This is a genomic window from Dysgonomonas sp. PF1-14, assembly GCF_029892965.1.
Taxonomy (GTDB): Bacteria; Bacteroidota; Bacteroidia; order Bacteroidales; family Dysgonomonadaceae; genus Dysgonomonas.
Genome location: NZ_JARXWN010000023.1, coordinates 57,187 through 63,694, shown reverse-complemented (window position 1 = coordinate 63,694; position 6,508 = coordinate 57,187). Strand labels below are relative to the sequence as shown.

The 6,508-nt window shown below is 34.3% G+C and carries 6 protein-coding genes and 2 pseudogenes; 6 read left to right on the top strand and 2 right to left on the bottom strand.

All coding sequences use genetic code 11. The annotated features are described in order from the left end of the window. Positions 1-80: 80 nt before the first annotated feature. The 4 genes and pseudogenes from M2448_RS19160 to M2448_RS19145 all read left to right on the top strand — a co-directional run. Positions 81-434, top strand: coding sequence for an SPASM domain-containing protein (locus tag M2448_RS19160; protein ID WP_280697228.1), 354 nt, complete (start codon positions 81-83; stop codon positions 432-434). Beyond that, positions 403-2,588, top strand: a pseudogene (locus M2448_RS19155) (peptidase domain-containing ABC transporter). Before M2448_RS19160 ends, M2448_RS19155 begins: the two are co-directional and overlap by 32 nt. Positions 2,589-2,600: 12 nt before the next feature. Further along, positions 2,601-3,923, top strand: coding sequence for an HlyD family efflux transporter periplasmic adaptor subunit (locus tag M2448_RS19150; protein ID WP_280647683.1), 1,323 nt, complete (start codon positions 2,601-2,603; stop codon positions 3,921-3,923). A gap of 213 nt (positions 3,924-4,136) precedes the next feature. After that, positions 4,137-4,361, top strand: a pseudogene (locus M2448_RS19145) (tyrosine-type recombinase/integrase); the annotation flags it as partial. 72 nt (positions 4,362-4,433) lie between these two features. Here M2448_RS19145 and M2448_RS19140 read toward each other — a convergent pair. Continuing rightward, positions 4,434-4,727, bottom strand: a complete 294-nt coding sequence (locus M2448_RS19140) for a helix-turn-helix domain-containing protein (RefSeq protein WP_280647684.1) — start codon at positions 4,725-4,727, stop codon at positions 4,434-4,436. Positions 4,728-4,734: 7 nt separating this feature from the next. Then, complete coding sequence (locus M2448_RS19135; protein ID WP_280647685.1) at positions 4,735-5,019, bottom strand: helix-turn-helix domain-containing protein; 285 nt, start codon at positions 5,017-5,019, stop codon at positions 4,735-4,737. A gap of 243 nt (positions 5,020-5,262) precedes the next feature. Between M2448_RS19135 and M2448_RS19130 the strand changes: the two genes are divergently transcribed. Further along, positions 5,263-5,871: a sugar O-acetyltransferase gene (locus tag M2448_RS19130; protein WP_280647686.1), complete on the top strand. Its 609-nt coding sequence runs from the start codon at positions 5,263-5,265 to the stop codon at positions 5,869-5,871. Then, positions 5,864-6,502, top strand: a complete 639-nt coding sequence (locus M2448_RS19125) for an HAD family phosphatase (RefSeq protein WP_280697226.1) — start codon at positions 5,864-5,866, stop codon at positions 6,500-6,502. The genes M2448_RS19130 and M2448_RS19125 overlap by 8 nt, the downstream gene beginning before the upstream one ends. Positions 6,503-6,508 lie beyond the last annotated feature (6 nt).

The following is a 6,508-nucleotide window of genomic DNA, read 5'->3' as shown; positions in this document are numbered from 1 at the left end:
TTCACCATGGATTACTTATCCTAGTCGTTTCTTTGAAGAATGCGCTATTCGAAATAAAAACGCACTAGCCCTTGATCCTGATGGATATATATATATATATATATAAATGTTGGGAAATAATAGGCAATAAACAGTATGCCGTTGGTAAATTGATTGATGGTGAAATAAAGGAAATTAATCATATTATGTTAAATAGGCAAATGTATGGAGCAGATCCTATTGAAGATAAAACATGTTCTAAATGTTCATATTTACCTGTTTGTAATGGAGGTTGTCCTATACAGCGGATAGAAAATGAATTTGAAAATGGGAATAATGATATGTGTACATTTTATAAAGACTTTCTTCCTGAATTTATGAAAATACATTTAGCTTTGAAAAAAAAGGTTTTAAAAATTATCGATGAGAACTTTTCCCAATTATTCCCAACTTGATACAATGGATTGCGGTCCGACTTGTTTACGCATAATAGCTAAATATTATGGACGCAATTATAGCATCCAGTATTTGCGAGAAAGAAGCTTTATTACTCGTAGGGGTGTATCTATGTTGGGAATAAGCGATGCAGCTGAGGCTATTGGTTTTCGTACAAATGGAGTGAAAATAACATTTGATCAATTAGCCTCAGAAAAGCCTTTGCCCTGTATTCTCCATTGGAACCAGAGTCACTTTGTTGTTTGTTATGATATTAAACGAAAAAAAGAGATAATTATGAAATAAAAATCTCAGATCCGGCAGGAGAAAAATATATTATGAACAAGTCTGGGTTTCTCAAGTGCTGGATTAGTTCCCGTAATAAAGAGGAAGATACTGGTACAGCTCTGCTCTTAAATCCTACTCCTGCTTTTTATACGAATGATAAAGAACCTGATAATTCGAGAAAGAGTATAATTTATTTCTTTAGCTATTTAAAACCTTATCGATCTCAGATAATACAGCTCATTATCGGCTTATTGATTGGTAGTATTTTGTCATTAATCTTTCCTTTTTTAACACAATCAGTAGTAGATCAAGGAATCGGTAATAACAATCTGAATTTTATAACATTAGTTTTAATTGCCCAATTAACTGTTGAATTTATAAGGAACTGGATAACACTTCATGTTAACAGTCGCATTAGTATATCTTTAATTTCAGACTTTCTTGCCAAGTTAATGAAACTACCTTTACGTTTTTTTGATTCGAAAAATGTTGGTGATATTATGCAACGTGTAGGTGATAATAATCGTATCAGATCATTTTTGACCGGTTCTACATTAATGACCTTATTTTCTTTTGTTAATTTTATCATATTTGCAATTATCCTAGCTTATTATAATCTGATAATATTAGGCGTTTTTGTATTAGGAAATACTTTGTATATTTTATGGATATTCCTCTTTCTTAGCTATCGTCGTAAACTGGATATGGCTCGCTTTGCCCAAGCGTCTGCAAATCAGAGTAACCTAGTTCAGATTGTGACAGGCATGCAAGAGATCAAACTTAATAATTGCGAAAAACAACAACGGTGGAGATGGGAACGAATACAAGTTAAACTTTTTAAAATAAGAATTAAGGGGCTCGCCTTAGGACAGTATCAACAGATAGGTTCAGTATTTTTCAGCCAAACTACTTCTCTTTTTATTTCATTCATTGCTGCCCGTTCGGTTATTGAAGGAGATATGACATTAGGAATGATGATGGCAGTTAGTTATATTATTGGCCAACTGTCTGGCCCGATAGGTCAGGTTATTGGATTTGTACAAGCAGCACAGGATGCTAAAATAAGTCTTGAGCGTCTGAATGAGATACATAATAAGGAAGATGAAGAACAAAGCATAGATTCAAAAATTAACGAGCTACCATTAAATAGATCTATTCATATAGAGGATATATATTTTAGTTATGATGGAGCTGATCGAAACTATGTACTAAATGGAATTAACCTGAAAATACCTGAAAATAAAATTACAGCTATAGTCGGCGCTAGCGGAAGTGGTAAGACTACTTTAATAAAACTCTTGTTGGCTTTTTACCAACCAAATAAAGGGACGATAAAAATAAAAGATATCCCTATCAATGAGATAAATCCACATTTATGGCGAAAAAAATCAGGAGCAGTGATGCAAGATGGATTTATCTTTTCTGATACTATTGCTAATAATATCGCAATAGGAGAGGATATGGTTGATAAACAACGCTTACTTCATGCGGTAGAAATTGCTAATATAAAAGAGTTCATAGAATCATTACCATTAAAATATAACACAAAAATAGAGATGGAAGGTAATGGTATAAGTCAAGGACAGCGTCAGCGATTGCTAATAGCTCGTGCTGTATACAAGAATCCGTATTTTCTATTTTTCGATGAGGCCACGAATGCTCTTGATGCAAATAATGAAAAAACTATAATGGATAATCTGAATAGTTTTTATAGAGGTAAAACTGTTGTCATAGTTGCTCATCGTTTAAGTACTGTACAGAATGCAGATAATATTGTAGTGTTAGATAAAGGACAAATAATAGAAGAGGGCACACACACAGAATTAACAGATAAAAAAGGTGCCTATTACACATTAGTTAAAAATCAACTAGAGTTAGGTATGTAAATAATGAATTTGATGTCCAATAAAGATAAGATAGATATTGATAGACAAGTTGAACTTCGTAGTGAAGAATTTCAGGAAGTATTGGGTAGTGTTCCATCATGGATACTTCGCTGGGGAATTACTCTAATTGCAATTATTGTTCTGATAATTCTGATAGGAAGTGCTATCTTTAAATACCCTGACACAATATCTACCTCGATGACACTTACTAGCTCTACTCCTGCCGCATCTTTGGTTGCCCGTACTTCAGGAAAAATTCAGGAGCTGAGAATCGAGGATAAACAGCAAGTAAATGCTGGGGATTATCTGGCAATTATTGAGAATCCGGCAAATACAGAAGATATACAAACATTAAAACTCTATATAGACCAACTAAATCAAAAAATAGATACAGTTATTCTACTACCATCTAAAAATCTGAATTTAGGATCAATACAATCATTATATTCAAGTTTTTATATTACTCTTTTCGATTATCATGAATTCAAACGCTTACAATATTATTCTAAAAAAAATGAATTTATGGAAGAACGGATTAAGCAATATCAGGATTATTATAAAAATATAATAGGGCAAAAGACAATAGTCAATGAACAATTTCAACTTAATAAGAATCAATATCAAAGAGATTCCCTTCTTAATAAGAAAGGGGTCATATCTTCTGAAGAATTGGAAACTAGTCGCAATCAATATTTGCAAGGCTATTTATCTTTAGAAAATATTAATTCCACAATTCAAAATACGCAAATACAAACCACCCAAATGCAAGAAAATTTGCTTGATACAGAATATCAATATCAGAATAAAAAGAATCAATTGGAGGCACAACTTAAGACATATATTTCCCAATTAATATCAGAAATACAGGCGTGGGAATTGAACTATGCTCTTGCTACTCCAATAGATGGGCAAGTAACATTTACAAACTATTGGGTAAAAAATCAAAATGTAACGGTGGGAGAAATAGTGTTCACTGTTATTCCAAATGGTAACAAAGAAATAATAGGAAAAGCTCAGATGGCTTTAACCCGTTCAGGGAAAGTAAAGACGGGGCAGAAAGTAAACATTCGGTTTTCAAACTTTCCTGATAATGAATTTGGAATTGTAAAAGGTTTTGTAAAAAACATATCTATTGTTCCAGTTAAGGACATGCAAGGTATAGATTATTATGCAGTAGAAATTGAATTGCCAGATGGATTAAAAACCTCATATAATAAAGAATTTCCTTATCTACCGGAGATGCAAGCTCAAGCTGATATTATAACAGAGGATATTTCTCTATTGGAAAGATTCTTTATGCCTTTGCGTAAAATTTGGACCGAAGGTGTTCAGTAATTTTTCTTATCTTTTCAACACGTTTCAAAAAAAATACGAATCAAATGTTATTCGAAAAATAAAATATTATTTATTTTTGTTTGGAGATTTATTCGGTACATGTAAAATAGTGCAAACACAAGCAGAAAGAACCGTTACTAAATCGTTACCTCTCTAAATCTGACTCTTTGTAATCAATTGATAAAGAGCTGATAATGCCAATAAGACTGCTGTTTGAAAGAAATTGCCGATTGCTGCGGAATTAAGAAGAAGCTCTCCACGCACACAGGACGCCATACGTTCTGCTCAGTGGTTACGCTGGCGAACAATGTGTCGTTAGAAAACATAGCAAAAATGGTTGGGCATACGAATACCCGAATGACACAACGTTATGCAAAAGTGTTAGATCAAAGTATTCTCCGGGATATGCAAGGCGTAAAAGAAAGTTTTGGGAAGTAAGTTTGATAAAAGAAAAAACGGCTGACTCATTCTCACGAATGTTCAGCCGTTCAGATAACCAAAGAACCACCCTTATAAAGAACTATCATAAGCGGGACGAAACCGTTCTTCCAAAACCTTTCTAATATCAGACTCACGAAACAGAACTTTTCCCGGTAACTGAATAAATGGCAAAACTCCGTTCTTCCGGTAATCCTGTAAAGTGCGTCGAGATATTTTAAGAATAGAACAGAGCTCCTCGCTTGTTAGATAACGTTCACCGTCAAATAACGGCTTATGCGTTTTCAGGACGTGTTCAATATAGGGCAAAGCATTCTTTAATGCCTGTAATAGTTCCCGGCTATCTTGATTGGTATATAGTTGCATGGAAAAGCTATTTTGAATTGATTTTACTTTGTTCTAATAGAGATTTCACTTCGGATATCCGGTAGTAGATTTTCTTTCCGATGGTAGAAAATGAAAGTTTACCACTTTCACGAAGATGTTGCAGTCGGCGAGGTGGCAGATTCAGAGAAGCAGCCAGTTCTTTGCCCTCAATCCATTCCTGTTCTATGTACAGAGTGTTGTTAGATGGCTGTTTCGGAACTAATGAAGCTATCCGTTCCAGTTTCTTTTTGAAGGAATCAAAAGATTCTTTTTCTATTGCGATAATATCCATATCTGTTCGGTTTATTACGTTCTGCCGACAAAGATAGATGAAGGAATAAGAGGGCTTGTGAAATGAGAAGAAGTGGCTAGAGTTGGTAGCTTTTGGCTTGTAAATAATCTCTTTTCACACTATAATATTAGTACAAAAGAGGAAATGTACATATATAGCGAAAAATATTACCCCTCATCAATGTAACAAAGACATACCTTTGCTCTTGATATAAAATCCTATATCAATAAAAAATAAAGGCTTATGAAAACAGAGATGGAAAAGTGTTTGGCGGGCGAATGGTATGATTGCCATGATCCGGCTTTTCTCAAGTTGAAAGGTAAAACCGTTGATTTGTTGATGAAATACAATTCGTTACCTTACGATAACAAAGAGGAGAAATATAAAATACTAAAAGAAATGTTTGGTAGTATAGGGACAAAAGTTTCTGTTGGCCACTCTTTTATTTGCGATTATGGTTGTAATATTCACATTGGGAACAATGTTACGGTAAATACCGGATGTATATTCATTGATTGCAATAAAATCACTATCGGCAATAATGTACTGATAGCCCCCAATGTGCAAATCTACACAGTAACACATCCTATAGAGTTAAACGAACGGCTAAACCCAGTTGAAACTCCTCAGGGTTACGAATACATCCGTCGAACATATGCCCTTCCTGTGACTATTGAGGATGGTTGTTGGATTGGAGGAGGAGTGATTATCCTGCCCGGGATTACCATTGGAAGAGGCAGTGTTATCGGAGCAGGCAGTGTTGTAACCAAAAATATACCTGCAAATAGTTTAGCCGTTGGAAATCCTTGCAGAGTTATCCGCAAAATAAATGGAGATCAGAACAATGATTAATACAATATTCTTTGATTTAGATGGTGTGATCGTAGATTCAGAACCCATTCACGCAAAAGCAAAAAGAATAATTCTGGATTCCCATTCAATCCAATACCCCGATTCAATCTTTGACGACTTTATAGGGCAACCGGATGAAGTTTTCTTTAAGCATATATATGAAAACCTCGATAAACAAAAGAATCCTTATCAGTCACTTTTGCAGGAAAAGAACGAGCAGTTCTTTGAACTGATACCTGAAATGAAACTAGTTGAGGGGTTCACTGCTTTTATTAATGAGGTTAGAAATAGAAATATCAAAACAGCGTTGGTAAGTTCCACATCGACATACACGTTTGGACTGATTGACAAACATTTTTATCTTGCTGACTTATTTGACTTATTGATCACCGAAAAAGATACTGAAAGGCATAAGCCCTTTCCTGATCCGTATATCAAAGCCTTACAAACATTACCTGCTTCAGTCGATAACACAATCGTAATTGAAGACTCTCCGAATGGCATTAAATCTGCTAAAGAAGCCGGATGTAAAGTATTCGCACTAACTACCTCTTTTAGGACTGAAAAGCTTATGGAAGCTACTGAAATCTTTAATAGTTATGATGAAATAGCTGAAAAAGTACTGTTCTAAATCAAA

Excerpts from the sequence above, each read along its gene's own strand:
- M2448_RS19160 (WP_280697228.1), top strand. The coding sequence starts at position 81 with ATGGATATATATATATATATATATAAATGTTGGGAAATAATAGGCAAT.
- M2448_RS19130 (WP_280647686.1), top strand. The coding sequence starts at position 5,263 with ATGAAAACAGAGATGGAAAAGTGTTTGGCGGGCGAATGGTATGATTGC.
- M2448_RS19135 (WP_280647685.1), bottom strand. The coding sequence starts at position 5,019 with ATGGATATTATCGCAATAGAAAAAGAATCTTTTGATTCCTTCAAAAAG.
- M2448_RS19125 (WP_280697226.1), top strand. The coding sequence starts at position 5,864 with ATGATTAATACAATATTCTTTGATTTAGATGGTGTGATCGTAGATTCA.
- M2448_RS19140 (WP_280647684.1), bottom strand. The coding sequence starts at position 4,727 with ATGCAACTATATACCAATCAAGATAGCCGGGAACTATTACAGGCATTA.
- M2448_RS19150 (WP_280647683.1), top strand. The coding sequence starts at position 2,601 with ATGTCCAATAAAGATAAGATAGATATTGATAGACAAGTTGAACTTCGT.